Here is a 26,333-nt window from a genome sequence, read left to right on the forward strand (position 1 = left end):
AATATCGATATGTTTGATTTAGCTATCTTAGGGGTTTTTATCCCGACTTTCTTTTTTGTTTCTATCACACCGGGCATGTGCATGACGCTTGCTATGACCTTAGGTATGAGTATCGGGGTGCGTCGTACTATGTGGATGATGATAGGAGAGCTCATTGGCGTAGCGCTGGTTGCCATTGCTGCTGTGTTAGGGGTTGCTAGCGTGATGCTCAATTACCCTGACATTTTTGAAATATTAAAATGGCTAGGTGGCGCCTATTTAGCTTATATTGGCATCAATATGTGGTTATCAAAAGGTAAGATGGCGATAGATGAGAATCAACAACATGATGTCAGCCGACAGTCCTTATTTACTCAAGGTCTAGTAACAGCTATCGCCAATCCTAAAGGATGGGCATTTATGATTTCTTTATTGCCGCCTTTTATAAACGTAGAACGAGAAGTTGCACCACAGTTAATCGTGCTACTTAGCGTTATTATGATCACTGAATTTACCAGTATGATGGCCTATGCCACTGGCGGAAAAAGCTTAAGACTATTTTTAAGCCGCGGTGATAATATCAAATGGATGAACCGTATAGCTGGCAGTTTAATGGTAGGAGTTGGTATTTGGTTAGCATTAGGCTAATACCAATCCCAATAAATATGTGATCAATCTAAATTGTCTCAATATACAATAGCTGCGTTGCCTGCATGGATGCAGGTACTTAGGTTTAGTCTGGAGCTATAAACCTGTACTTTCAATCCCAATAGCCTGCTATTGCTCAATTAAGCGCCTTGCCTATATGGATATAGGTACTTAGGTTTAGTCGGGAACTATAAACCTGTGCTCTTGAAAATTTATCCTAATTTATATTAGATCACTAACTTAATAGAATTGGTATAATACTTCCTTATCAAAAATAATCTATAAAAAACACCTCACTATCATCAATGACAATGAGGTGTTTTTTATTAGAACAATAACTTATTTTTCTAATTATTACGCTGCTACCAAGTAGCCTTAATAAATCCGCGAAGCAGGTTTATCTTTATACTTTTTGGCTTGCGACCCAACGTTTGATCTTCGCTTCTAAAATTGGCATAGGTAAAGCGCCATCAATTAGAATTTGAGTATGGAACTGTTTAACATCAAACTTATCACCAAGCTCTTTAGCACTATATTCTCTTAATTCGCGAATTTTGAACTGCCCAAGCTTGTAAGATAAAGCCTGACCTGGCCATGCAATATAACGCTCAACTTCAGATTCAATATCACTGGCAGCCATAGATGAATTTGCTTTCATATATTCAATGCCTTGCTCACGGGTCCAGCCTTTTGCATGAAAACCTGTATCTAGTACTAAGCGCATTGCACGTAATTGCTCATCAACTAAACGGCCGTACCACATATATGGATCAGTGAATAAACCTAGCTCTTTACCTAAGCTTTCGGCATATAACGCCCAACCTTCAGCAAATACGGTATAGCCACCAAATTTACGAATGCGTGGTAAGGCTTCAACTTCTTGCTGTAATGCGATTTGGAAGTGATGCCCAGGTGCTGCTTCATGAATCGATAAGGTTTCTAATAAAAACTTAGGTTGTGCTTTTAAGTTATGGGTATTGATGTAAAAGATACCTGGGCGAGAACCGTCTGGCGCAGGACCTTGGTAAGAAGCACCGGCAGCCGATGCTGCTCTGAAGTCTTCTACCGCTTTTACAACATAATCAGCTTTTGGCGCTATATCAAATAACTGGGGTAAGCTTGCATCTATTTTTTGTTTTACTTGTTCATAAGCTGCAATGAGCTCTTCGGGTGTATCATAATAAAACTCATCACTTTCTCTTAAATGAACAAAAAATGCAGCTAAGTCACCTTTAAAGTTTACTTGCTCTTTTACTTTTTTCATTTCACCTAAAATACGTGATACTTCACTTAAACCAATTTCATGAATTTCATTAGCTGATAAGTCTAGAGTCGTATTGGTTTTTATTTGGTATTCATACCAAGCTTTACCATTTGGTAATTCACTATAACCCACACTAGCACGTGTTTTTGGAATGTAGTCTTGCTCTAAAAATGTCACCATTTCTTGATATGCAGGCACTAAAGAGTTTAAGATCATATCTTGATAGTCAGACTTGATTTTTACTTGCTCTGACTCAGTTAAACTATCTGGCATAGCCGCAACAGGCATCCAAAAAACAGATTTAGTATGATCGGTTACAACATGCGCTTTAAATTGTGGTAATAACTTAAGCGCTAATACATTAGGCAATACCACGCCTTGCTCAGTGCCTTGTTTCATTGCTTCTTGAACGCTTTTAAGCCAAATAACAAAACCATCAGCTCTTAAAGTAAAATCTTTAAAGTCTTGCGCGGTTGTAAATGGCTGTGCACTTTGACCTGAACCTAACCCTGCAAATGTATTATGTGCGCCACCCATTTGATCAATTGGTAAAAGGTGGTCTAAAAATTTATCACCTTCAACTGCTAACGCTAAATCTCGAGAAAAAATCTCGTAAGTCAGTAATGCCTGACCTGTTAATTTATTAATATTTATTTTAGTAATTTTATCTTGATATTTCTTAACAAAAGCCAATTCTTTTGCGCGATTTTCAGCACTGATCGGTGGAGAGAATTGATCGTTATATTGAGGTTGGCCAACAAAAGTGCCTGATATTGGACTAAAGGCTAAACCCTCATCAAAGTATGCTTCAACGATGTTTTCTATTTTTTTATTTTCAGATAATTGAATTTTTTGTTCTACTGCCGCTGTTTCTTGAAGTTTTGACTCAACACAACCCATTAATGATGTGCATATAGCCAAAGAAAGTAAGGTTTTATTTTTCATGAGAGGCACTTTTTTAAAAGACTAATTTTGTACCAGAAATTTCTGGTATTCGTTTTTTGTCAGTGTATATTCTGTGTTAATAAAACGAAACCTATATAACCAATTAATTTGGATATATTTTCACTTGTGAATTAATAATTAAGAATGAAAAATGATTGAATCTGAAATAAAAGAATTTGAGCGCATGTATGCAATGGTTATGGAGTATTTAGTCACTTACAGCTTTCAAGTTGTTGCAGCGCTATTTATTTTATTAATTGGTATTTGGATAGCCCAAAAACTGTCTAAATTCATTTTTAAATTAATGCAAAAACATAAAATAGATATCACTCTAAGTACATTTGTAAGCAATGTTGTTAAAGCATTATTCATTACTATGGTAGTGATTATTGCCTTAGGAAAATTAGGTGTAAGTGTTACACCATTCGTTGCAGCCATAGGTGCTGCATCTTTAGGTGCGGGTTTAGCGCTACAAGGCATGCTATCAAATTATGGTGCTGGTTTGGCTATTATCGCAACTCGCCCTTTTAAAGTGGGCGATACCATACAAGTAAATGATGTATCTGGCTTAGTTAAATCGATTGAACTAGGTGTCACTATTTTATGTAACGAAGATAATGTAGAGATCACTGTGCCTAATAAGCATTTAGTGGGTGAAGTGATCAATAATTCATTTGAATATTCTTTAGTAGAAGGCGAAGTTGGCATTGCTTATGATAATGACCCACATAAAGCCATTAGTGTCATTGCACAAGTATTAGGAAATATCACTGCAGTTACACAAACACCAAGAGCACAAGTGGGTGTTGATAACTTTGCTGATAGCAGCATATCAATCAGCTATCGCTATTGGGTGCCAACGACAGATTTAATTGCCACTAAATTACAGGTTAATTTAGCAGTTTTTGATGCGTTAAAAGTTGAGAAAATTGAAATTCCTTTCCCTCAAAGAATCGTGACAATTAATAAAAATGAGCAAGAAGACTAGCTTCTAGCTTCTAGCTTCTAGCTTCTAGCTTCTAGCTTCTAGCTTCTAGCTTCTAGCTTCTAGCTTCTAGCTTCTAGCTTCTAGCTTCTAGCTTCTAGCTTCTAGCTTCTACAACCATAAAAATAATAAAAAGCCCTCTAAACAATCATGTTTAAGGGCTTTTTTGTCAAAATATCAACTCGCGTTTTTGATACTTTGACGACTATTTTTTTATGCTTAAAAAGCGTAGTTATACTGGGCTGCAAATATATAAGCGCCGCCTGATGTTTCAAAGCCCCATTCTTGGCCTAAATCATCAGTTTCAGTGAAGTTTTCTGTTCCGCCTTTAACGATAGTTACACCTAAATCTACAGATGAATTATCATCTAATAGGTAGTTCATACCACCACTCAACCAAATACGGTTAGTATCTGGAATTGAAATCGTTAAATGATTTGGATCTGTTGGTGTTTCATCGTAAGCAATACCAGTACGTAAAGTGATTTTTTCATTGTAATCATATGTTGCACCAATTGCATAACGCATCGCATTTGAAAAGTTTTCTTCTTTAGCAAATACAGGAGTATCAGAACCTTCAACAAAACCTTCTAGTTTTTCTACACTGCTCCAGCCTGTCCACATAATGCTGTAGTGTACCGCTACGTCTTTTTTCACTTGATGGAAACCTGAGAACTCCATAATTGCAGGTAATGTTAAATCTAAAGCGCCAGGTACGACTTCTCCACCTAAACCGCCTAAGCTTGGCGGTAAACCATTGCTATAATCGCCTTCAAAGCCCAAATCTACTTCACTACGGTAACTAAAGCCATAACGATTCTCATCGTTGATTTCATAGGCCATGCCAATATTCCAACCAAAAGACGTATCATCTCCTGATAAATCAGCTGCCACTGCCTCTCTAGGTAATGGAAGCACTGTTTCACCAAAGTTTCTAATTAACTCAGCTTCTGCGTACACTAAGTTAAGACCGCCAGCAACAGTAAAGTTTTCATTTACACGGTAAGATGCATTGGCATTAAAGTTAACTGTTGTGATTGATGTTTCACCACCGACTTGGCCTGCGGCATAATCTTCATCAAACTCTGTTGCTAAACCAAAATTAGAGAAAAGACCAAAACCAACACCAACATCATCGTTAATAGGCGCAATAAAATATGCAGCTGGAATAACAGCTTCAGGACCGATGTTGTCACTGTCTAACTCGCTTGGATCAGTATGTGCTGGTGCACTAGTGCCTTCTAATTGAACGTCAGGGCTAATGTAACTACCAGCAACAGTTAGTACCATTTTATCAAATTGAGCCATTAGCGCAGGGTTACGCGCTACAACAGAAGCATCTTCGGCTATTGCAGCTTCACCAGCAAATGCACGACCTAAACCTGCAGCACTGTGCTCAGCAAGCTGAAAAGCTGCACCAAAACTATTGAAAGATAAACAAGCTAAGCTTGTTGCTAATAAAGTCTTATTAAATGTCATCAATTTAAACCTATAGATATAATCTGTGTGAATCCTAGCCTACCTGATATTACTGACGGTAACTGTAACTTAAAGTGACCGAAAGCCCTGTTTTGTTAAAAAATAGTGTATTTATCCTAATAAAAAAACACCAAATGATAATAATTATCATTTACAAGTTGGTTTTTATGTAATATTATTAACACTCATTTTCATTCAGAGATAAAAGGAAGCTTTAGTCATGGATATAGTCATTTTATTGTTTGCCATAAGTAGCAGTTTAGTTGCTGTTCATACTTTTAAAAGAAGTATTTATTACGCAACAAGAGAATTATTAGATCATGATAATCGAATGACACGTTATTGGTTTGTTGGTATCGCGTTTACTTGTTTTTCTCTGGCTGCGTTTTCGATTAGTTTAGGCAGTGCTTTTGGCACTTTATGTTGGTTACTTATGATAGGTTCTCATTTAACAGCTATTTTCTCTTTACCTACTTTATTTTCAACAAATAAAAAGATAAATAAAGCAGTTAAGCAATCAGCTGCTCTTTCAAAAGGCGACTCAAATTTATTTGATGATCTTGTGGTCTAATGCCTGATGTTATTTTTAAAGATGTATCTTCAGCAGCTAAATGTACATCTTTACTTGTTATATAGTGATTGTGTTTTGCATTATAAAACACTTTCACTTTAGGGCGAATTGGATTACTTTTATTGCCTTCAATCACGATAGCAAGTCTATCTGATGTTAATTTTACAATTGAACCTACCGGGTGAACGCCCATGCACTTTATAAACTGTTGCACTAGTACTGTATCGTATTTATCTTTTTGACCTAATAAATGTCTTAAAACACTAATTGGCTCTAACCCCTGCTTAAACACTCTATCAGCTGTCATAGCATCATAAGCATCAACAATTGCGATCATACGTGCTGTTTTACTTAATTTATCTTCTTTAATGCCTCTAGGGTAACCACTACCATCCAATCTTTCATGATGATTGATGATCATATCTAGCATTACTGGGGTGACCCCTTTTTGCCCTTTACATAAATTGAATCCTTGTGCCACGTGCTTTTTCATGGCTTTAGTTTCAAGTTCATTGAGTTTGCCAAGTTTATTAATAACACCTTGTGGTACTTTTGCTTGACCTAAATCATGCAATAAAGCCCCCATAGCCAATTGAAATACAGCTTGTTTTGAATACTTCAAATAACGTGCAAAAACAGAAATAAGTATGGCGGTATTAATCGTATGACGCCAAGCATAGGCATTTTTATCTCTTAACCTAGTAAGTACAGCCATTGCATCTTCATTTCTAAATACAGAATCAATAATGTCATTAGCTACATCATTGAGCATATTGATATCAACTTGCATACCTGCAGCAATATCTTGATGTATGGTTCTAACTTTATTTAGCCCTTGATCATACGCAATACAGGCCTTTGAGAACTCTTTATCTAAGCTAATATCTTCTTGGATAGGTTTCTTTTTTGATTTACGGTTTTCTTTGCTAGGCGCTGCTTTGATGTCAGATTCTGATGTTTTATCTATATCTGTTTCAGTGTTGTCTTGTGCAATTTCAGATTGAGTAAAATCTACAATCACCTCAAGAATGCCTTCATTTTTGAGCTTGTCTATTAATGTTTGGCTACGTACCCAACCATGGGTTTTAATCTTTAGCTTTTTCTTTTGTTTACTTACATTTTTTACAAACATCCCTGGACGTAATTCAGATATAGATAAGGCTTTAAGCATAAACGACTTCTATTAAAGGAATGAATTTTCAATTAATGAAACACAAAAAATTTACCCGAATTTAACATTGAGAATGGGAACTGTCTAGTATTCAAACTAAAAATGAGACTTTAGTATTGGTTTTATAGAGGGATTAAAGGTGAGAAAGATTCATTGAGCAACAAGATATGTTGCTCAATTTAAATATACAAATTCTGATGAGTTAATGATCAAATATTAATCAGCATGTATTTATTAGAATGGGTATCGATTACTCTTGGAAGTAAGTGCCCCAACCATCGTATTCTACATCCATTTCTTTGGCTAATGCTGACAGTTTATCAACATCTTCCATTATTACATCTACATTTAGTTCAGCTTCAACTACGATATCGAAACCCCACACTTTACCGCCATCTTCTAGCTCAAGTTCAGCTGGATCTTCAACGTCATAACCAAATTTAAAAGCTTCTAATGCAGCTGTTTCTAGACGTTTAAAGTCATCACATACAAAGTGATGTTCTACTTCATAAAGTACTTCAGGATCAGAACCATCTTCCAATAATGAATCTACGATGTCTTCACTTATTTCACGCCAGTTTTCCATTTATTTCACTCTTATATTTTCAATTTATTTTCAGCTATTGATTACAAAGCATCAAGCTGTTTGATCTTACTATCCATGATAGCATGAACTTCATTTGCTTGCGTGCGTACACTTGATTCTTTATTTAAATTAATAGGATCAAGAAACTCAATATAGATCGTACCATTATTCCAGCGATTCAAATTAATTTTTTTATGTGTGGTACTCATACATACTGGTACTACTGGTACTTCAGCTTGTAAAGCGGTATGAAAAGCCCCTGTTTTTAAAGGTAATAAACCTCTACCGTAACTTCTCGTACCTTCAGCAAACATCCAAACCGATAGATTTTTTTGTTTTATTTTGTTGGCAGCTTTACTAATTGTACCCGCTGCTTTTGTTCTATTTTTACGATCTATTAAGATATTACCTGATAACCAATATAATTGGCCAAAAAACGGGATCCACTTTAAGCTTTTTTTACCTATACTTACCGTTCTTTGTGGCACAGCACCTGTTATCGTGAAAATATCATAGCTATTTTGATGATTTGCAACATACACTACTGAATTACTTTTTGACTCATCAGGTGCATTAATGATTTCAATTTTAACGCCTAATAATTTAGCAATTTGGCTATACCAAGTGGCACAACGATGAACATGATTTGGGTGAAATGGCACGATAATGCACATTAATAACCCCAGTAACCCACTTATTAATATAAATAAAGCAATTAATAATAATCGAATAGCAGCTAACAAATGAAAACCCTCAGCAAAAAGTACAAATAAAATATTCGCGGGCAGTATACCCTATTTAATAAAAAAAGCATGTTTTAGCTTACAAGTGTAAGCTTTAGACCAAAATTTTTAGGCAAATAAAAACCCCTTGCGGGGTTTATAATTTATTAAGTGTTTTGAAAGGAGACACTATTTATCGTCAGTTACTTCAGGCTCATTTGTTTGTACCTGCAGTTGCTCAATTTCAACTGCGTCTACACGTTGTAAACCTCTTGGTAATTTATTACCTCTGCGCCCTCGATCACCGTAATAATGTTCAAGATCTGTTGGTTTCAGTGTAAGTTTTCGCTTTCCTGCTAGTAAGGTTACATGGCTATTTGGTGGCACTACAGCAAGCACTTTTACAAACTCTTCGCGGGTTTTAACTCTGGCAGTGGGTATTGAAATAATTTTATTACCTTTACCTTTACCTAATTTAGGCAAATCACGTAATGGAAATAACAACATACGCCCTTCATTCGAAATGGCCATACACATGTCAGTAGCAATATCATTCACTTTGTTTGGCGTCATTAATAATGCAGCTTCAGGAACACTCACAAGTGCCTTTCCGCTTTTATTTTTACTCACTAAATCAGTAAAAGACGTTACAAAACCATAACCGCCATCAGAGGCCATTAAAAACATGCTTTCGTTCTCAGCCATTAATACATGTTCAAAATTCACGCCTGCGGCAAGATTAAATCGCCCTGTTAAAGGCTCTCCTTGACTACGCGCAGACGGTAAACCATGGGCATCTAAAGTATAAGCCCGTCCAGCTGAATCTAAGAATATTGCAGGCTGGTTACTGCGCCCTTTAGCTGAAGCCCTATATTCATCACCTGAGCGATAATTCAGTCCTTGCGCATCAATATCATGACCTTTAGCACAACGTGCCCAGCCTTTATCTGAAAGCACTACAGTGACCGCTTCTGAAGGGATTAAATCTTTTTCGCTCATTGCTTTTGCTTCATGACGTTCAATAACTGGTGAACGTCTGTCATCGCCGTAAAGCTCAGCAGCTTCAATGATTTCTTTTTTGATTAGAGTAGACATGCGACGCTCAGAACCTAAAGTCAACTCTAATTTATCACGCTCTTTTGCTAACTCGTCTTGCTCACCTGTAATTTTAAATTCTTCTAACTTAGCAAGGTGGCGAAGTTTTAATTCTAAAATCGCTTCAGCTTGAATATCCGTCAGATCAAAACGCGTCATTAATACTGGTTTTGGTTTATCTTCTGTTCGAATGATCTCTATGACTTCATCAATATTTAAAAATGCGACTAATAAAGCTTCTAAAATATGTAAACGTGCTAATACTTTATCTAAACGGTATTGTAGTTTCCTACGCACTGTTTCACGTCTAAATACCAGCCATTCAGATAAAATAGTTTTTAAATCTTTAACTTGTGGGCGACCATTTAAACCTAACATGTTTAAATTAACACGATAGCTTTTTTCTAAGTCGGTTGAAGCAAATAAATGCGACATTAAAGGCTCAACTTTAACGCGGTTTGAGCGTAACATGATCACAATACGTGTTGGATTTTCATGATCTGATTCATCACGTAAATCTGCAACCATAGGCAGCTTTTTAGCTAACATTTGTGCTGCAATTTGCTCTAAAACTTTACCACCAGAACATTGATGCGGTAAAGCTGTGATCACTATGTCGCCATCTTCTTCTTCATAAACAGCGCGCATTTTCACAGAACCTTTACCTGTTTGGTAAATTTTCTTGAGATCTGCTTTTGGCGTTATAATTTCAGCATCAGTTGGATAATCAGGCGCTTGAACTAGCTCTAAAACATCATCAAGTTCAGTTTTAGGTTTATCTAATAATAAACAACATGCTTGTGCGACTTCTCTCACATTATGCGGTGGTATATCAGTTGCCATACCAACAGCGATACCTGTAATACCATTAAGTAAGATATGTGGTAAACGTGCAGGTAAAACAACAGGTTCTTTCATGGTACCGTCAAAGTTAGGCGTCCAATCAACTGTTCCTTGGCCTAATTCTTTCAGTAATACTTCAGAAAATTTAGATAAACGCGCTTCGGTATAACGCATAGCAGCGAATGACTTAGGATCATCTGGGGCACCCCAGTTACCTTGCCCATCAACTAATGGATAGCGATAAGAAAAAGGTTGCGCCATTAAAACCATAGCTTCATAACATGCACTATCACCATGAGGGTGAAACTTACCTAATACATCACCTACAGTACGCGCTGATTTTTTATATTTTGCAGCTGCAGATAAACCTAATTCACTCATCGCATATACAATACGACGTTGCACAGGTTTTAGGCCATCACCAATATGTGGTAATGCACGATCCATGATCACGTACATGGAATAATTAAGATAAGCGTCTTCAGTAAAGCGCGCCATTGATTGTTGTTCTATGCCTTGCAAACTTAAATCTGTTGCATCAGTCATTGTTATTTATTCTCTTTAACTTTTTTATTCTGAGTACTAAAACACAAAACGCCGCTCTGTGATCTTTAATAAAGCTGTACAGCTAATTTATACTTCTGCTCGATCGCCACTAGATTCAAGCCATTGTTTTCTGTCACTAGCGCGTTTTTTCGCTAACAACATATCCATTAATTCAATGGTATTGCCTTCGTCATCTAAAGTAAGTTGTACTAAACGACGGGTATTTGGATCCATGGTTGTTTCTCTTAACTGTAATGGGTTCATTTCACCCAAACCTTTGAATCGCTGCACATTCACTTTTCCGCGTTTTTTCTCTGCTGCAATGCGATCTAATATGCCATCTTTTTCATCTTCATCAAGGGCATAATAAACTTCTTTACCAATATCAATACGATATAGCGGAGGCATAGCAACATAGATATGGCCTTTTTCAAGCAAGACCCTAAAGTGCATCATAAATAACGCACATAATAAAGTGGCGATATGCAAACCATCTGAATCTGCATCCGCTAGGATACATATTTTACCGTAACGTAATTGTGATAAATCAGTTGAATCTGGATCCATGCCTATGGCTACAGAAATATTATGTACTTCTTCTGATGCTAATATTTGGCCAGAATCGACTTCCCACGTATTTAAAATTTTACCTCGAAGCGGCATTATCGCTTGAAAATCACGATCTCGAGCTTGTTTTGCTGAACCACCAGCAGAGTCACCTTCCACTAAAAATAGTTCAGTTCGTTCAACATCACTGGCTGAACAATCGGTTAACTTACCTGGTAATGCAGGGCCTGATGTAATTTTTTTACGAACAACTTTTTTAGCTGCTCGCATACGTTTTTGCGCATTTGAAATACATAATTCAGCAAGTAAATCAGCTTTATCTGTATGTTCGTTTAGCCATAGGCTAAATGCATCTTTTACAACACCCGCTACAAATGCGGCACACACACGAGATGACAGTTTCTCTTTGGTTTGCCCCGCAAATTGCGGGTCTTGCATTTTAACCGACAAAATATAATTACATTTATCCCAAATATCATCAGGTGTTAGCTTTACACCGCGCGGTAATAGGTTTCTAAACTCACAAAACTCTCGCATCGCCTCTAAAAGACCTTGGCGTAAACCATTTACATGTGTACCGCCTTGCGCAGTTGGAATTAAGTTTACATAACTTTCAGCAATCCCTTCTCCACCTTCTGGTAACCAAACAACAGCCCATTCAGCGCCTTCAGTCTCACTATTAAAGTTACCAATGAAAGGTTGCTCAGGTAAACAATCAAAACCTTTAACAGCCTCTTTTAAATAATCTTCTAAGCCAGCGGCATATTCCCATTCAAGCGTTTCTTTGGTTTGTTTATTGATAAAACGAATTTTCAAACCTGGACATAAAACAGCTTTTGCTTTTAGTAAGTGTGTTAGTTTTAAAACAGAGAAATTAGCAGAATCGAAGTATTTTGGATCAGGCCAAAAATGTACGCTAGTACCTGTATTTCTTTTTCCTACAGTGCCTGTGATTGATAAATCTTCAACTTTATCACCATTCTCAAAGGCCATTTGATATTGATTGCCTTCACGCTTTACAGTTACTTCAACACGCGTCGATAAGGCATTAACTACTGAGATGCCTACCCCGTGTAAACCACCTGAAAACTGGTAATTTTTATTGGAAAACTTACCACCAGCATGCAATTTAACAAAAATAAGCTCTACAGCAGGAATACCTTCTTCTGGATGAATATCAGTAGGCATGCCTCGACCGTCATCCACAATTTCCAAAGAATTATCAGTATGTAAAATAACATCAATTTTACTAGCATGCCCTGCGAGTGCTTCATCAACACTATTATCGATAACCTCTTGACCTAAATGGTTAGGTCGCGTGGTATCGGTATACATACCAGGTCTATGTTTTACTGGATCTAGGCCATTTAATACTTCAATTGACCCTGCGTTATAATCTTGTTCACTCATAATTGCTATATTCTTACTTATTATGTTTTGATTAATTATTTTGATTAATTATTTTGATTAATTATTTTGATTAATTGTTTTATTTTTAAGCTATTTCTAAAAAATTAGCAATACTTTCAAAGTGACGCTCAAACTTTATAAAGCTATGATCGCCACCAAATTCTACTGTTTGTCTGCCATCAGCATAATACTTTACTGCATCTTGATAATTTAAAACTTCATCAGCTGTTTGCTGTAATAAATAAACTAATTGAGGCTGATGCAATTTTGCAATATGTATCTGCTTTAATTGCGTAACATGTCTCATCTCAAGTTGATAGCTATAATCTTGGTACGGATTATATTGCTCGCCTAAATATGTTGTCATTAAATTAAAAGGCATAACTGCAGGATTAACTAAAACTGCTTTAATACCAAATTTTTGCGATAAATAGGTAGCAAAAAAACCACCTAAAGAACTACCAATTAAAACCGTTTTATCATTAATTAATGATTCTAATGTAATTAATGCCGCTAATGGCTCATGATTTAAACATGGAACTAGGTATTCTACTCTATCATTAAATTTTTGTTTAAGATATTGACCAAATTGCTTAGCTTTAAATGATTCAGGTGAACTATTAAACCCATGTACATATATAACACGTGCTTTAGTCATGGATTTTCACCCAAATGACTTGTGTATTGAGCTCTCCTTGCTCGTTTATGTTAATTAATCTATAGCCAGATCCTAAATTTTCTTGCTGCCAATCAGTTGTATTTTTTTTAAATTGAATTGATGTTGCTGGCGTTGCATAAATATCGATACCTTTATAGCTTCTGTCATATTCATTATGCACATGACCATGCACATACAAAGGCACTTTATGTGTTTGACTCAACTGAGTTAGTAATTGCTCACCATTGGTTAATATGTGCTTATCTATATAACCTTTGACTTTTAATGGGTGATGATGAGCAAAGATAATAGTCGGCTTTTCACTGCTATTTACCTGTTTTTTAATTTCCATTAATTTAGTGTTACTTATAAACCCTGATGGCGTTTCACTTTTACTATTAAGTAATAAAATTTGAAAATGTACCGTATCAATGCATTTATGATTCAGTAAATTACTCTGATCTTTAAATGCCGCTGTAAACATTTCTAATTCATCATGATTACCTGGCAACCAAAATACCGGAAAATCCAATTCTTCACTTTGAATTAAATCAACAAACCTCTCATAAGACGCAATAGTATGATCTTGGGTTAAATCACCACCAAAAATCGCTAAATCGGGTTTGTTAGTTTTGATATCTTTAAGCGTTTGTTTTAATGCTTGTGATGTATTTACAGCAAAGTACTCACCACTATTGTGAGCAAATAAATGACAATCCGTAAAATGTGCAATTGTGATACTTGATTTATTTATTTGATAACGATCATCAAACCAATCCATGATTTACATCCCACAAACAATTAGCACGGCCATGAGTAATACAATGATCCAACCAATCTAATAAAAATGCATTCACCTGATATTTTTCATCTTTTTGATGCATTAATGGGTTTGGATATTCATTCGAAGGTTTAATACGCTTTAAGTAATCAGGACTAATCACTTCAGCCATTCTGGCATCATGGTAAACACGCACTAAAAGTTTAGGGTTAATAAAGCCAATCACATTGCTACTGATTTGTTTAAATATGATATCAGTTGTAAATCTAGAGGTAGCAGTTATCTCGAGTTGGTAACAAAATTTTTCAACATCTATCTTGCTAGTATCGCCAACAGTTTCTGTTTTGGGCATTAATTTCATAACTCGAAAATAATTTTGCTCGCACACAGTCATAAATGCTGGCAAATTAGGTATATATTTTTGAGATTTTAATAAATGAGTCATGATTTAAACTTATCTAAATTCAATGCTAACCATTGTAAACTAATCACAGTCGCAGCGTTATCAATTATGCCATTTTCAAGGTATTCCATCGCTTGTATTCTTGGCATTACATGTACCTTAATATCTTCATCTTCATTATCTAAGCCAAATAATCCGCCAGCTTGGCTTAAATCAGTTTGTGCCATATAAAGATAGAGACGCTCAGTTGTACCGCCTGGACTTGATAAGTAAGACATCATAAAGGTTAAATCATCGAGTTCTAATCCAGCCTCTTCTTGTGCTTCTCTTATTGCAACTTGTTGATAATTATCAGAACCATCAGCCATGCCAGCGATACATTCTAATAACCAAGGTGATTTATCTAAAGCAGGATCTAATGCGCCAATACGTACTTGTTCAATTAATAAAACACTATCAGTTTTAGCATCATAAGGTAAAACAGCAACCGCATGGCCTCGCTCTAATATCTCACGATAAACAACATCCGAATAGCCGCCAGCAAATAACTTATGACGAAATCCATAGCGTTCAATTTTAAAAAAACCATCATATACTGCTTCTTTTTCAATAAGATCGATGTCTTTGCTCTTGAAAATTGAGATATTGTTCATATATAGACCTAAATAACTATTGCACGAATCTATATTAGTGTACCTTTGTTCCAGAAAATTAAATATATTCTGTTACACTTGAATACCTTATTTTACGTATTAGTTTTTAAATTTCACGTAAAAACAGTTTAACATCTCTGCAATTAAATAAAGAAAAATTGATAACGGACGCTACTCACATGATGCGAAAAATGAATAAAACAATACTATCAGCCTTAATCGGTTTAAGTTGTAGCTTTGCTGCAAGCAATACTTTCGCCGAAGATTTACTACAAGTTTTTGAAATTGCAACGGCAAACGATCCTACAGTATTAAAAGCAAAATCGACTGCTGATGCACAAGCATATGGCATTGACCGTGCTATGAGTAGCTTATTACCGTCAATTAACTTTACTATGGGTTATGAAAAATCAGATAGTAACGGTTTTGAATTTAATGAAGATACTTTACAGTTTGATTCAAAAAACACTGAAGGAGATGTTTTTACAAGAGGTATCTCTCTACAACAATCATTATTTGATTTAGGTGCTTGGAAAGGCTTAGACATAGCAGAAAAGCAAGCTATGCAATCTAAAGCAAGCTATGACCTTGCACAGCAAACATTAATCGTGCGTGTATCTAACGCCTACTTTGATGTGCTAGGTAATATGGATGATTTAGAATTTGTTCAAGCTGAAAAACGTGCCATTGAACGTCAATTAGAACAAACTAAACAAAGATTTGCTGTTGGTTTAACTGCCATTACTGATGTACATGAAGCTCAAGCACAGTTTGATAACGCAGTTGCCCGTGAAATTGTAGCTAAAAATGATGTTGAAACATCTCGAGAGCAATTACGTGAAATTACAGGTAAATATCACGCAAAACTAAACCCACTTAATACCACTAAGTTTTCTACCGTTAGCCCAACTAAGCAAAGTAATGATTTCATCAAAGTAGCTGAAGATAAAAATATCGAACTTCAAATTGCTAAAGTTTCAGTTGATATTGCAAAAGTACAAATTGAAGAGGCTAAAGCGGGTCATTACCCTAAATTAACTTTAAATGCGTCTTATGGTGATTCTTTAAATGATTCTCCAATGCCTAGAACTGATGGCACAAGTGTTGGTTTAAGTTTTGCTGTACCTATTTATTCTGGTGGCGCAACACAAGCTGCAGTTAATCAAGCAAGTGCATATTTTGTGGGTAGCAGCGAAGATTTAGAGGCAACTCACCGCTCTGTAACACGTAATGTGCGTACGTCTTATAACCAAGTTGTATCAGATATTGCAACTTACAAAGCATTAGAGCAAGCAGTTGTATCAGCACAAAGTGCGTTACAAGCAACTGAAGCCGGTTTTGAAGTTGGTACGCGTACTATCGTTGATGTGTTACTAAGCACACGTAATTTATTTGATGCTAAACGTAACTTATCAGCTGTTCGTTATCGCTATGTTGTATCTACTTTAAGCTTAAAACAAGCCGCGGGGACACTGAATAAAGCTGATATTGAAGCGATTAATCGCGGCTTAAACTAAGCTATATCACAAAGGAGAGCGCACTCGCTCTCCTTTACTTTCAATAAACTACTTTCAATAAACTACCTACCTCGCTTATAATCTTGCCTTTCTTATTACCTAACTTTGAGTTGCTTTGTGGTAAACGATCCTAAATTTAAATTATTCTTTTTACATCCTAAGTTTTGGTTAACTTGGATTGGCACAGCTATTTTATACATTATATCTTGGCTGCCATTTAAGTTACAAATAGCCATGGGCAAGGGCCTTGGCCGTTTGTTACATAAATACTTTAAAAAACGCCGCCATATCGCAGAGCGAAATATTGAACTGTGCTTTCCTGATATGCCAAAAGAGCAGCAAAAACAATTAGTGCTAAAAAACATGGAAAATACTGGCATTGCTATGTTTGAATCTTGTATGGCTTGGTGGTGGCCGCAATGGCGTGTTAAGCGTCATCATGGTGAAATCAAAGGTTTCCATCATATAGAAAACATTCAAGCATCAGGGAAAGGTGTATTGATGCTAGTACCCCATATGTTACACCTTGAGATGGCTGGCCGTATGATGGGCGAAACACAAAATGGTGTTGGTTTTTATCGCCCTCATAATAACGCTTTAATTGAATACTTTATGACTAAAGGCCGCTTAGGTTCAAATGAGTATTTGATAGGTAAAAAAGATGTCAAAGGTTTGCTTAAAGCATTGAGTAAACAAAAACTATGTTATTACCTGCCAGATCAAGATTATGGTCGTAAACGCTGTGAGTTTGTGCCTTTTTTTGCAATGACAGAAACAGCAACTACTACAGGCACAACATTATTTGCATCAAGTAAAAACTGCGAAACTGTTGGTTTTAGAAGTAAACGTACTGCTGAAGGTAAATACGATATTGAAATTACACCTGTGTTTAAAAACTTCCCTTCAGGTGATGAAGTGCAAGATTTAACTCGCGTTAATCAACATATTGAATATGCGGTCAATAATGCCTCTGAACAATATATGTGGCTTCACAGACGTTTTAAAACACGCCCTGACAAAGATACTCCCTCTCTTTATAAATAACAAACACTTAAGCAGCCTAAACTCTATAGAGGATTGATTGACATTAAAATAATGTTAGTATAGTTAATATCTTTATAGAGTCGGTTCATATTATGTGGTTTTGGATTAAACATTTATCATTAGCAATTGTATTAATTCTTGCTGCAGCTTATTTTTTATTGGCTGACGGCCCTATCTATACACCTGCTAAAGAAACAAAATCAAATGCTGCGGCTGACGGTCTCTCTAGTTTTTATGCTTCGATTCGTGGTTCACTAGATAATATGACATCTGATAGCGAGTTTGTTCAGAATATAAAAGTACCTACCACAAAGCTAACAACTGTATTACAAGAACGCGCTGAAATAGTAAAACCTTCTACTGCAAAATGGAAAGGCACAGTGCAAAGCAGACGTTTTGAGTCAGGTCAAACACTTAAATCTATCATGAATCAATATGCTAAAGATGAAGGCATTGCATTTTATTGGTACTTAAATAAAGACTACAAAGTAAAACATAACTTCAGAGTTGAAAATAACTTTGTTTCTACTTTATACCAGGTAGGTAAAGCCATAGACAGTGACTTTGAATACGATGTTAAAACATTTTTTTGTTATAAGCATCGCGCTGCAGTGATCACTGAAAAACCTTCTCAGTTTGTCAGAGAAAACTGTATTAAAGCGACGATGTGATATCCCTATTTATAAGTGAGAGGCTCAATCACCTTTGCCTCTCAGCCCGCAAAGTCCTGATTATTTACTTCGCTATAATCTCTTGCCACGCTTGGTAAACATGCTGTTTGTGCTGTTGGATCTCAGTTTTACTCACTAACTTATCTTGTTGGCGTAAACTCAATAAATGATATTGATCTCGATAGTCACAATAAGCACTTATTAATTGCTCCCCCTGCTCTTGAGAAATCAGACCCAACTTACTTGCCGTTTTAAAAATGCGAATATTATCTGGGTAAAACATGATTCTTTCTTGTTCATGACTGTTTGCTAATACCAAATACTGCGCAATAAACTCAATATCTGCCATACCACCTTTATCTTGTTTTAAATCGAATAGCTCATTATTACCCTTAGCCAAATGTTTGCGCATTTTCTCTCGCATTTTGGCCACTTCAATTTGCAATTCATTTTTATCTCGGCTGAGACTTAGTACCTGATTGCGAATTTCAAAAAACCTATTTTGCAGAGATTTGTGACCAAAGATCATACGCGCTCTCACTAAAGCTTGATGCTCCCAAGTCCACGCTTCTTTTAATTGATAATCGCTAAAAGTTTCAATATTTATTGCTAACAAACCAGAAGCGCCCTCAGGTCTTAATCGAGTATCTAATTCATATAAAATGCCAGAGGCAGTACGCGTATTAAATAAATGCATTAACCTTTGTGCCAGTTTTAAATAAAACTGACGGGAATCTATTTGCTTAGCGCCATTGGTTAAGCTGTTACCTATACAGTTATGTAAAAATACTAAATCCAAGTCAGAGCCATAACCGAGTTCAATCCCCCCAGCCTTACCATAAGCAATAACGGCAAACGCTTTATCTTCATCTGTTGCACCTTCTGGATAGCCAAATCGCTCAACCATTTGTTGCCAAGCGAGCAATACGCTTTGCTCTACAATGGCTTCAGACAGTGCGGTTAAATGATTACTGACATTAGTAATATCAAGTACACCTGTTGCATCTGCGGCTGCAATTCGTAATTGATAAGCCTGCTTAAACTGCCTTAAAGCTTCCATTTGCAACTCTAAGTCATGACTATCTATTCGTAAAAAGTATTGACGAATTTCATCTTTATAGGCATCTAAACTGAGCGGTTGATACAAAATAGCAGGATCTATCAACTCATCTAATAAAATTGGATAACGCGCAATTTGCTCTCCAATCCATTTACTATGACTACATAACAATACAAGCTGCTTTAATGTGCCTTGATTTTCAAATAATAACTCCAAATAAGCAGTTCTTGATGCGACTTTTAACAGTACTTGATTGATCATACGAAAAACTCTGACATCTATTAACTGCTCTGTACTTACTAGCATTAATTGCTCTAATAGTTTTGGCATTAGCTTATCCAAGGTATCCCGCCCTCGACTACCAATTTTTATTTTAACTAATTGTTGCTTAAACTCTGCTAATTCTTTTTCCCAATGTGTTAAAGCTTCATCAGAAAAATTTACATTTTCTAATAAACTAAAATCTGAATTACCCCATAATGCTTCATATAAAGCCGAGTCATCATCTACCTCTTCTTTTTCGGTGCCTACCATCAAATCAAATTCATCATGAATCTTCATCATCACTTCAGAAATTTCAGCGAGTACTTTCTCGTAACTTTCAAAACCTAACAAATGTGTCAGCCTTTGTTGATTTAAATTTTCAAAAGGTAAAGTTTGTGTTTGTTCATTATTAAAGGCTTGTAGATATTGCTCTACTTTTCTTAAATATAAATATCCAGCCCTTAGTTGTTGGGCATTTTTAGTTTCTAAAGCGCCTAATTCAACTAACTGTTCAAGCGCTTTAAGTAAAGATTGTGTTTGCAGGCTGACATCCCTCCCGCCTCTGATCATTTGAAAAGCCTGTACTACAAATTCAGCCTCACGAATACCACCAGCACCCAGTTTTATATTACCTGTTAAGCCTTTTCGTCTCACTTCTTGCGCTATCATAGCTTTCATTTTACGAAGCGACTCAACAACAGAAAAATCGATATACCTACGATATACAAAAGGTTTTAATAAAGTATAAAACTCATTTCTATATTGCGTTTCAAATTCAATTTCTTCAGCTTCACTACACTGGATCAATCGCCCTTTAAGCATGGCGTAGCGCTCCCAGTCTCGACCTTGCTCTTGATAATAATCTTCCATCGCACTAAAGCTAATTACTAAAGGGCCGCTATCACCAAAAGGTCTTAGTCTCATATCTACCCTAAATACCTGACCGTCTGGCGTTATTTGATTTAAAGCTGCTATTAATTTTTGCGACACCTTAGTGAAAAATACTTGCGCTTCAATACTGCGCCTACCTCCTTGAGTTTCACAATGCTCTGGATAGCTAAAAATCAAATCGATGTCTGATGAATAATTCAACTCAAAACCGCCAAGCTTGCCCATGCCTAAAATTAACATAGGTATCGCATCACCGCTTTTATTAAGTGGTTTACCATTAATTTTAGCGACTTGCTCATAAGCCCATAAATAAGCACTGTGGATCAAAGAGTCTGATAATTTAGAAATATATTTCATACTATCTTCAATTGGGTTTTTCTTTACTAAATCTAAAAAAGCCACTTTTAACCAATAACGGTTTCTATAATCTCTTAAAGATTTAAAACACTGTTTATCCGTTTCAGTCTTAATTTGTTCGGATGTTAAAGCGGGTATTATTTGGGTAGTTTGTATTTCTTTGTGATTTAATAACCAAACCCCTAATTCAGGAGATCTTAATAAGATTTGATAAGCAAAATCACTTAAACACAGTAATTTTACTAATGCATAATTTTCACAGTCTGCAGTGATATTATCGTTAACTTGCTCAGGGTAAATTTCTACAAATCTTTTCATACCTAGTTGGTATAAAACTTCAGACAAGTTAATCGACATATATTTCTCCAAAAAATTCATATAAAATCTGTTGATTCAATCACTATAGCGCAACACTATGGATTATATCACTCTTTCAAATCAAGCCTTTATCGCGCTTGGTAGCTCTTTTATTCTTGCTCTTCTGGTTATTTTAATTGTTCGAACAATAATGAAAAACAAGTCACCGAACGGTTTACGAAAGGAACTTGCGCAAAAAGATAACTTTGCCATGGGCATAAGTTATGCTTCAACTCTCTTTACAGTCTTAGTGGTAACTGGTTTTTTATTTAAAAATCTAAGTTTTACAGACATTAGAGCCGATACTTTATATGGCATTTTACTGATGTTATTTGCTTTTGCGTATATCCATGTTGGCAAAAATATCCATGCTAATTTCATATTAAAAGATTTTAACGAAGAAAAAGAGATTCAGCATAAAAATATATGTGCTGCTTTAGTTGAATCTGGTGTGATGATAGGCAATGGCATATTAATTTTAGGTTTATATAACTGGTCACATGCGCAAAGCTTAGATGGGTTGCTGATATTAGCAGTTACCTTTATTTTGCTTCAAGTTTTTATGTATTTAAATAGTCGCTGGCAAGAATATGCTTTTAGTAAAGCAAATCAAGGAAGCTCATTACAAAATCAATTTAAATTTGAAAATATTTCCCTTGGGTTACGTTATGGTGGGCAAACCCTAGGCACTTGTTTAGCCATTTATGCTGGTTTAGCAAGTGCGGCATACTTCCCTGGTAAAATGGTTGAAAACTTAATTATGGTTGCAATGCAATGTGGTATTTTAATTATTTTGCAGCAATTTTTAAGCGCTTTAGCAATTCGATTAGCATTGCCAAAAATAAATACGGAATCGGAAATCGACCAGCAAGATAATATTGGTATCGCAAGTATTGAGTTAGCGATTTATATTGCTGTGGGTTTATTGCTCGTAAAACTATTTTAATTCGCTTTTTTGGGATTAGTCAGTATGATCTAGCTAATCCCATATAAAAGTGTAAACATTTTCATGAATAAATTAGTACTGGCAACTGGTAACTTAGGTAAAGTAAAAGAGTTAAGCGATATGCTGAGCTCTTTAAATATTGAAGTTGTTCCTCAAAGTGAATTCAATGTATCTGAAGTGGCTGAAACTGGTACTACATTTGTTGAAAATGCCATTATTAAAGCCCGCCATGCCGCAAAAATAACAGGCTTACCTGTTATAGCCGACGATTCTGGATTGGAAGTAGACGCACTCAATGGCGCACCGGGCATATATTCAGCACGCTTTGCAGGTACTGATGCCAGCGATAAAGATAACTTATTAAAGTTATTGTCTGAGCTAAAAGATGTGCCTAAAGAAAAACGCACTGCGCGATTTTGGTGTGTATTAGTATTAATGCGCCACAGCGATGACCCTACCCCGCTCATTTGCCAAGGCTTTTGGGAAGGAAAAATAACCACTGAACCAAGGGGTGAAAATGGCTTTGGTTACGACCCTATTTTTTATGTACCAGAAAAACAAACCACTTCAGCGCAATTAGACAAATCAACCAAAAATGTATTAAGTCACCGCGGTAAAGCACTAAAACAACTTGTTGCTTTATTACAAACAAAGTTGCAAGCATAACCATGAAATTACCTGCACTTAGCTTATATGTTCACATACCTTGGTGTGTGCAAAAATGTCCATATTGTGACTTTAACAGCCATAGTCAAAAAGGCATTATTCCAGAAACTGACTATATCCAAGACTTATTAAATGATTTAAAACAAGATTTACATTATGTACAAGGTCGGCTTTTAAAATCTATTTTTATTGGCGGTGGTACTCCTAGCTTATTAACTGAAGCAGCCATAGGCAAACTCATCAAAGGGATACAAGCTATGATACCTTTTGAAGAGAATATAGAAATCACTTTAGAGGCCAACCCAGGAACAGTAGAGTCAGGCCGATTTAAAGGGTATGTTGATATTGGGATAAACCGTATATCTATTGGCATTCAAAGTATGCAAAATGATAAGTTAAAAGCGCTAGGTCGTATTCATGATGCCGATGAAGCAATTAAAGCTGCAGAACAAGCTCGTAATGCTGGTTTAAACAGTTTCAACTTAGATTTGATGCATGGTTTACCAGGCCAAAGCTTAGAAGATGCTTTAGGTGATTTACACAAGGTGATTGCTTTAAAACCTAAACATATTTCTTGGTACCAATTAACAATCGAAGAAAATACCCAATTTCATTCTCGACCGCCAAAACTGCCAGAAGATGAGGCTTTATGGGATATTCAAGAACAAGGCCATCAAATTTTAACTGATGCAGGTTATCAACAATATGAAATATCAGGTTATAGCTTACCTGATTATCAGTGCCAACATAATTTAAATTATTGGCGCTTTGGTGATTACTTAGGCATAGGTTGCGGCGCACACGGTAAAATTTCTTTACCGATACAAAATAAAATTGTGCGCACTGTAAAAATTAAACACCCAAAAGGGTATATGGCACCAAGCGAATCTGAACAGCCAAAAAGCTATTTATTTAATAGCTGGCAAGTTGAACAAGACGATTTACCCTTTGAGTTTTTCATGAATAGATTGCGATTATTTGAAGCTTTCGATCAAAGTGAATTTACTGACTATACTGGGTTACCCATTAATTTAGTTGCGCAATCTTTTATAAAAGCCAGTGAACAAGGTTTAATTTTACAATCAGTATCTAAAAATAACGCACAGCAGTGGCAAGTCACCGCAAAAGGTCACAGATATTTAAATGATTTGTTAGAATTATTCGTCTAAAAATGGTAACAATTGCCAACAAGCTAAAACATACAACAATTGATTAACCAAACCTATAAAAGCGCGTTATTAACTCAAATTTATAGACTAAAAAATTCGTTACAAAATTATACTGGGTTTTAAATTGTAACTATATACAATGTTCATAAAAGCACCCATAAAAATACTCTTGAAATAAAGGTAAATATAATGATAAAGCAAACACTTATTGCAACAGCAATTAGTACACTTCTACTAACGGGTTGTCAGCAAACGCAAACAACTAATGCGTCGGATACTGCGAATACGGTTGTACAAACAACGCAAACTGAATCTGAAAAAGCAAATGCATTTTTTGAAGAAACTTTTAATCGTAGCGTAATGCGTAGCCCTGTTTACCAAACTTACATGGGTATTAAAAAAGATTACGATAAGTGGGATGATGGCTCTGAAGCACGTGCATTAGAAGATTTAGCTTTAACTAAAAAAGATTTAGTAACATTAAATGCGATGAACTACGCTGCACTTGATGACAGCACTCAGGTTAGCTACAACTTGATGAAGCAAAATCTTGAAGATACAATTGCAGACTTCAAATGGCGCCATTATAACTACCCTGTAAATCAAATGTTTGGTACTCATTCTATGGTACCTGCATTTTTGATAAACCAACATCAAATTGCTAATGTATCAGAAGCAAAAGCGTATATTTCTCGCTTAAATGGCGTAACAGAAGTATTCTCTCAACTAGAAAAAGATCTAGAAGTAAGAGCACAAAAAGGCATTATCGCACCTAAATTTGTTTTTCCTCATGTAATTGATTCAAGCGAAAACATCATTAAAGGTGCACCATTTGAATCTGGTGAAGATTCTACTTTATTAGCTGACTTTAAACGTAAAGTGAATAAACTTGAAATTGAACAAAGCGAAAAAGATGCACTTATTTCACAAGCAACTAAAAGCTTAAAGGCATCAATTAAGCCTGCATACCAAAGCTTAATCACTTACCTTAAAACACTAGAAATGCGTGCCAATAATGAAGATGGCGCATGGAAGTTCCCTAACGGTAAAGCTTTCTACAATAATGCATTAGCACGTACAACAACAACTGATTTGACAGCAGAGCAAATCCATAAAACAGGTTTAAGCGAAGTTGCACGTATTCATAACGAAATGCGCGAAATTAAAGAGAAAGTAGGCTTTAAAGGCGACTTAAAAGCATTTATGCAGTTTATGAAAACCGATAAGCAGTTCTACAAGCCTGATACAAAAGAAGGTAAACAAGAGTACTTAGATGAAGCAGTTGCCCTAATCGACAATATGAAGCTACGTTTAGATGAGTTATTCATTGTTAAACCTAAAGCTGACTTAAAAGTAAAGGCTGTAGAAGCATTCCGTGAAAAAGCTGCAGGTAAAGCTTTTTACCAACAGCCAGCGCCAGATGGTTCTCGCCCAGGTGTTTATTATGCAAACCTTTACGACATGGAAGCAATGCCAACTTACCAAATGGAAGCGTTAGCTTACCATGAAGGTGTACCTGGTCATCATATGCAAATTGCAATTGCACAAGAACTTGTAGGTGTGCCTAAATTCCGTAAGTTTGGTGGTTATACTGCTTACATTGAAGGTTGGGGTTTATATTCTGAGTTAGTACCAAAAGAAATGGGTTTATATGAAGACCCGTATTCAGATTTTGGTCGCTTATCAATGGAATTATGGCGCGCTTGTCGTTTAGTTGTTGATACTGGTATCCACGCAATGAAGTGGACTCGTCAAGAAGGTATTGATTACTACGTAAATAATACACCTAATGCGACTTCTGACGGTGTTAAAATGGTTGAGCGTCATGTTGTAATGCCTTCTCAAGCCACAGCCTACAAGATTGGTATGCTAAAGATTTTAGAACTGCGTAAAGCAGCGAAAGATAAACTTGGTGATAAATTTGATATTCGTGAGTTCCACGATGTTGTACTAAAAAATGGTCCTTTACCATTAAACGTACTTGAAGACTTTGTAGACCAATACGTCGCTTCAAAATAATACAAACTAAATCAATACTTTAAAAAGGGCCTTTTGGCCCTTTTTTATTATAAAAAATCTACTAAG

The 26,333-nt window shown here is 35.9% G+C and carries 22 protein-coding genes; 10 read left to right on the forward strand and 12 right to left on the reverse strand.

Going from position 1 to position 26,333, the window contains the following annotated elements; genetic code table 11:
- Window positions 1-9: 9 nt before the first annotated feature.
- Window positions 10-627 (forward strand): LysE family translocator, encoded by a 618-nt coding sequence (locus KO527_RS19200; protein WP_216041933.1) that lies wholly within the window; start codon window positions 10-12, stop codon window positions 625-627.
- Window positions 628-1,030: 403 nt separating this feature from the next.
- Here KO527_RS19200 and KO527_RS19205 read toward each other — a convergent pair whose 3' ends face one another.
- Window positions 1,031-2,791, reverse strand: a complete 1,761-nt coding sequence (locus KO527_RS19205; protein WP_252733899.1) for a DUF885 domain-containing protein — start codon at window positions 2,789-2,791, stop codon at window positions 1,031-1,033.
- 196 nt (window positions 2,792-2,987) lie between these two features.
- On the opposite strand from KO527_RS19205, the gene KO527_RS19210 reads away from it, so the two are divergent.
- A complete protein-coding gene (locus tag KO527_RS19210) occupies window positions 2,988-3,824 on the forward strand; it encodes a mechanosensitive ion channel family protein (protein ID WP_216041873.1) in 837 nt (278 codons plus the stop codon).
- 216 nt (window positions 3,825-4,040) lie between these two features.
- On the opposite strand, the gene KO527_RS19215 is transcribed toward KO527_RS19210, so the two are convergent.
- Window positions 4,041-5,300: an outer membrane protein transport protein gene (locus KO527_RS19215; RefSeq protein ID WP_216041874.1), complete on the reverse strand. Its 1,260-nt coding sequence runs from the start codon at window positions 5,298-5,300 to the stop codon at window positions 4,041-4,043.
- A 220-nt stretch (window positions 5,301-5,520) separates the two neighbouring features.
- Between KO527_RS19215 and KO527_RS19220 the strand changes: the two genes are divergently transcribed.
- Window positions 5,521-5,871 (forward strand): hypothetical protein, encoded by a 351-nt coding sequence (locus tag KO527_RS19220; protein ID WP_216041875.1) that lies wholly within the window; start codon window positions 5,521-5,523, stop codon window positions 5,869-5,871.
- On the opposite strand, the gene KO527_RS19225 is transcribed toward KO527_RS19220, so the two are convergent.
- The 9 genes from KO527_RS19225 to KO527_RS19265 all read right to left on the reverse strand — a co-directional run bounded on the left by KO527_RS19225 (window position 5,810) and on the right by KO527_RS19265 (window position 15,306).
- Window positions 5,810-7,042, reverse strand: a complete 1,233-nt coding sequence (locus KO527_RS19225; protein ID WP_216041876.1) for an HD-GYP domain-containing protein — start codon at window positions 7,040-7,042, stop codon at window positions 5,810-5,812. The genes KO527_RS19220 and KO527_RS19225 overlap by 62 nt on opposite strands.
- Window positions 7,043-7,292: 250 nt before the next feature.
- Window positions 7,293-7,628, reverse strand: a complete 336-nt coding sequence (gene rraB / locus KO527_RS19230) for a ribonuclease E inhibitor RraB (RefSeq protein ID WP_042146478.1) — start codon at window positions 7,626-7,628, stop codon at window positions 7,293-7,295.
- Window positions 7,629-7,669: 41 nt separating this feature from the next.
- On the reverse strand, window positions 7,670-8,371 hold the full coding sequence (locus tag KO527_RS19235) for a 1-acylglycerol-3-phosphate O-acyltransferase (protein WP_216041877.1): 702 nt from the start codon (window positions 8,369-8,371) through the stop codon (window positions 7,670-7,672).
- Window positions 8,372-8,539: 168 nt separating this feature from the next.
- The gene (gene parC, locus KO527_RS19240) at window positions 8,540-10,834 is read right to left on the reverse strand and encodes a DNA topoisomerase IV subunit A (RefSeq protein WP_216041878.1); all 2,295 of its coding nucleotides are present in this window, start codon (window positions 10,832-10,834) and stop codon (window positions 8,540-8,542) included.
- Between the two features lie 87 nt (window positions 10,835-10,921).
- Window positions 10,922-12,811 carry a DNA topoisomerase IV subunit B gene (parE, locus tag KO527_RS19245; protein ID WP_216041879.1) on the reverse strand — a complete coding sequence of 630 codons (1,890 nt, stop codon included), beginning with the start codon at window positions 12,809-12,811 and terminating at the stop codon, window positions 10,922-10,924.
- An 85-nt stretch (window positions 12,812-12,896) separates the two neighbouring features.
- Entirely contained in the window at window positions 12,897-13,469 is a 573-nt protein-coding gene (locus tag KO527_RS19250; RefSeq protein WP_216041880.1) for a YqiA/YcfP family alpha/beta fold hydrolase, read from the reverse strand.
- Window positions 13,462-14,250: a metallophosphoesterase gene (locus KO527_RS19255; RefSeq protein WP_216041881.1), complete on the reverse strand. Its 789-nt coding sequence runs from the start codon at window positions 14,248-14,250 to the stop codon at window positions 13,462-13,464. The genes KO527_RS19250 and KO527_RS19255 overlap by 8 nt, the downstream gene beginning before the upstream one ends.
- The gene (locus KO527_RS19260; RefSeq protein WP_216041882.1) at window positions 14,237-14,695 is read right to left on the reverse strand and encodes a DUF1249 domain-containing protein; all 459 of its coding nucleotides are present in this window, start codon (window positions 14,693-14,695) and stop codon (window positions 14,237-14,239) included. Before KO527_RS19260 ends, KO527_RS19255 begins: the two co-directional genes overlap by 14 nt.
- Entirely contained in the window at window positions 14,692-15,306 is a 615-nt protein-coding gene (locus tag KO527_RS19265) for an NUDIX domain-containing protein (protein WP_216041883.1), read from the reverse strand. Before KO527_RS19265 ends, KO527_RS19260 begins: the two co-directional genes overlap by 4 nt.
- Before the next feature lie 191 nt (window positions 15,307-15,497).
- On the opposite strand from KO527_RS19265, the gene tolC reads away from it, so the two are divergent.
- From tolC to KO527_RS19280, 3 genes are all read left to right on the forward strand, one after another.
- On the forward strand, window positions 15,498-16,823 hold the full coding sequence (gene tolC, locus KO527_RS19270; RefSeq protein WP_216041884.1) for an outer membrane channel protein TolC: 1,326 nt from the start codon (window positions 15,498-15,500) through the stop codon (window positions 16,821-16,823).
- 117 nt (window positions 16,824-16,940) lie between these two features.
- On the forward strand, window positions 16,941-17,867 hold the full coding sequence (gene lpxL, locus KO527_RS19275; RefSeq protein ID WP_216041885.1) for an LpxL/LpxP family Kdo(2)-lipid IV(A) lauroyl/palmitoleoyl acyltransferase: 927 nt from the start codon (window positions 16,941-16,943) through the stop codon (window positions 17,865-17,867).
- A 92-nt stretch (window positions 17,868-17,959) separates the two neighbouring features.
- Window positions 17,960-18,538, forward strand: a complete 579-nt coding sequence (locus KO527_RS19280; RefSeq protein WP_216041886.1) for a TcpQ domain-containing protein — start codon at window positions 17,960-17,962, stop codon at window positions 18,536-18,538.
- A gap of 64 nt (window positions 18,539-18,602) precedes the next feature.
- Here KO527_RS19280 and glnE read toward each other — a convergent pair whose 3' ends face one another.
- Window positions 18,603-21,467, reverse strand: a complete 2,865-nt coding sequence (gene glnE / locus KO527_RS19285) for a bifunctional [glutamate--ammonia ligase]-adenylyl-L-tyrosine phosphorylase/[glutamate--ammonia-ligase] adenylyltransferase (protein WP_216041887.1) — start codon at window positions 21,465-21,467, stop codon at window positions 18,603-18,605.
- A gap of 58 nt (window positions 21,468-21,525) precedes the next feature.
- Here glnE and KO527_RS19290 point away from each other — a divergent pair, with 58 nt between their 5' ends.
- The 4 genes from KO527_RS19290 to KO527_RS19305 all read left to right on the forward strand — a co-directional run bounded on the left by KO527_RS19290 (window position 21,526) and on the right by KO527_RS19305 (window position 26,267).
- Window positions 21,526-22,413: a hypothetical protein gene (locus KO527_RS19290; protein ID WP_216041888.1), complete on the forward strand. Its 888-nt coding sequence runs from the start codon at window positions 21,526-21,528 to the stop codon at window positions 22,411-22,413.
- A 63-nt stretch (window positions 22,414-22,476) separates the two neighbouring features.
- The gene (locus KO527_RS19295) at window positions 22,477-23,079 is read left to right on the forward strand and encodes an XTP/dITP diphosphatase (RefSeq protein ID WP_216041889.1); all 603 of its coding nucleotides are present in this window, start codon (window positions 22,477-22,479) and stop codon (window positions 23,077-23,079) included.
- 2 nt (window positions 23,080-23,081) lie between these two features.
- The gene (hemW, locus tag KO527_RS19300) at window positions 23,082-24,248 is read left to right on the forward strand and encodes a radical SAM family heme chaperone HemW (protein ID WP_216041890.1); all 1,167 of its coding nucleotides are present in this window, start codon (window positions 23,082-23,084) and stop codon (window positions 24,246-24,248) included.
- Window positions 24,249-24,437: 189 nt separating this feature from the next.
- Window positions 24,438-26,267 (forward strand): DUF885 domain-containing protein, encoded by a 1,830-nt coding sequence (locus KO527_RS19305; protein ID WP_216041891.1) that lies wholly within the window; start codon window positions 24,438-24,440, stop codon window positions 26,265-26,267.
- Window positions 26,268-26,333 lie beyond the last annotated feature (66 nt).

This window comes from Pseudoalteromonas sp. C2R02 (genome assembly GCF_018860845.1).
GTDB lineage: Bacteria > Pseudomonadota > Gammaproteobacteria > Enterobacterales > Alteromonadaceae > Pseudoalteromonas.

Coding starts and splice junctions, on each gene's coding strand:
- KO527_RS19210 (WP_216041873.1), top strand. CDS start 2,988: ATGATTGAATCTGAAATAAAAGAATTTGAGCGCATGTATGCAATGGTT.
- KO527_RS19260 (WP_216041882.1), bottom strand. CDS start 14,695: ATGACTCATTTATTAAAATCTCAAAAATATATACCTAATTTGCCAGCA.
- KO527_RS19295 (WP_216041889.1), top strand. CDS start 22,477: ATGAATAAATTAGTACTGGCAACTGGTAACTTAGGTAAAGTAAAAGAG.
- parE (WP_216041879.1), bottom strand. CDS start 12,811: ATGAGTGAACAAGATTATAACGCAGGGTCAATTGAAGTATTAAATGGC.
- glnE (WP_216041887.1), bottom strand. CDS start 21,467: ATGTCGATTAACTTGTCTGAAGTTTTATACCAACTAGGTATGAAAAGA.
- KO527_RS19290 (WP_216041888.1), top strand. CDS start 21,526: ATGGATTATATCACTCTTTCAAATCAAGCCTTTATCGCGCTTGGTAGC.
- KO527_RS19215 (WP_216041874.1), bottom strand. CDS start 5,300: ATGACATTTAATAAGACTTTATTAGCAACAAGCTTAGCTTGTTTATCT.
- KO527_RS19205 (WP_252733899.1), bottom strand. CDS start 2,791: ATGGGTTGTGTTGAGTCAAAACTTCAAGAAACAGCGGCAGTAGAACAA.
- rraB (WP_042146478.1), bottom strand. CDS start 7,628: ATGGAAAACTGGCGTGAAATAAGTGAAGACATCGTAGATTCATTATTG.
- KO527_RS19225 (WP_216041876.1), bottom strand. CDS start 7,042: ATGCTTAAAGCCTTATCTATATCTGAATTACGTCCAGGGATGTTTGTA.
- KO527_RS19305 (WP_216041891.1), top strand. CDS start 24,438: ATGATAAAGCAAACACTTATTGCAACAGCAATTAGTACACTTCTACTA.
- KO527_RS19280 (WP_216041886.1), top strand. CDS start 17,960: ATGTGGTTTTGGATTAAACATTTATCATTAGCAATTGTATTAATTCTT.
- hemW (WP_216041890.1), top strand. CDS start 23,082: ATGAAATTACCTGCACTTAGCTTATATGTTCACATACCTTGGTGTGTG.
- parC (WP_216041878.1), bottom strand. CDS start 10,834: ATGACTGATGCAACAGATTTAAGTTTGCAAGGCATAGAACAACAATCA.
- KO527_RS19255 (WP_216041881.1), bottom strand. CDS start 14,250: ATGGATTGGTTTGATGATCGTTATCAAATAAATAAATCAAGTATCACA.
- KO527_RS19200 (WP_216041933.1), top strand. CDS start 10: ATGTTTGATTTAGCTATCTTAGGGGTTTTTATCCCGACTTTCTTTTTT.
- KO527_RS19220 (WP_216041875.1), top strand. CDS start 5,521: ATGGATATAGTCATTTTATTGTTTGCCATAAGTAGCAGTTTAGTTGCT.
- KO527_RS19250 (WP_216041880.1), bottom strand. CDS start 13,469: ATGACTAAAGCACGTGTTATATATGTACATGGGTTTAATAGTTCACCT.
- KO527_RS19265 (WP_216041883.1), bottom strand. CDS start 15,306: ATGAACAATATCTCAATTTTCAAGAGCAAAGACATCGATCTTATTGAA.
- tolC (WP_216041884.1), top strand. CDS start 15,498: ATGAATAAAACAATACTATCAGCCTTAATCGGTTTAAGTTGTAGCTTT.